Annotated in this window: 1 protein-coding gene; it reads left to right on the plus strand. The window is 50.2% G+C overall.

Translation table 11 applies throughout. From position 1 onward, the window contains the following. Window positions 1-109 precede the first annotated feature (109 nt). Window positions 110-895, plus strand: coding sequence for a hypothetical protein (locus tag AC1D01_RS36540; RefSeq protein ID WP_477874679.1), 786 nt, complete (start codon window positions 110-112; stop codon window positions 893-895). The last annotated feature ends 57 nt before the right edge of the window (window positions 896-952 follow it).

The following is a 952-nucleotide window of genomic DNA, read 5'->3' on the forward strand; positions in this document are numbered from 1 at the left end:
AAGTGATTGGGCAGGCCGCCGGCGAGGCCTCGCCGGAGGGGGAGTTGGCCCGTGAAATCCTTCAGACTCTAGCGGGACTTGGAAAAAATACTAATCACCGGAGCACCTAATGGCCGACGTATTCCTTTTCGAGACGCGGGAATCCATTTCTCTTCAGGAATGTATCGCGCGCCTGACAGACATATCACATCCACTCAATGAAGATAATATTTCTTCGGCTGCAGAGCTACTGGTCAAGCTCAGAAACAATAGGGAATTCTTGCCTGCCTATATGAATGGCCTATTGAAAGAGGCCTTTGATGGGAAGCAATTTAAGCGATCCAGTCGGATTTTCCCTCTGTATGAAAGTGCCGAGTTCACGCTACGCGCACTCGTCTGGGAGCCTGTTCCCCTCGGTGTGAATGGTGCACAATTTTTCTACAACATTCCGCACGATCACGATTTTGATTTTATAACGACAAGTTACTTCGGCCCCCCTATGGATTCCGAAGTATATCAGTACGACAACGAGAAAATTTCCGGTTACCCCGGGGAGACGGTTCCGCTTCGCCGGCAAGGCAGATTATCAGTAACGTCGGGCTCGGCTCACTCCTATCGTGCTGGGAAAGATATTCACATTCAACTTGCCCCGCCCAGCTTGGCGATAACACTTAATGTCATCGGTCCAAAAAGAATCGCGAAAAGCCCGTGGTGGTTTGACGTTGAAAAACAAGCTATCGTAGATTGGGTCGATCACACGGAGAACGCTCAATTATTGTTGGTTCGTGCGGCGCAGTACGCGCACGACGAGGAAACGATAGGTTTGTTGCAATCTCTGTCTAGCGAGTCGCCAAGCTCGCGCGTGCGCGAGCTTACTAAGAGTGTTCTAGTCTCAATTACGGAATCGACAAGTTAAATGGCCACAATTCGTCTATCCCCTCAACTCGGAAGATTCTGCGCCAAGAGAACGAGC

The organism is Rhizobacter sp. P3_B12 (genome assembly GCF_056402895.1).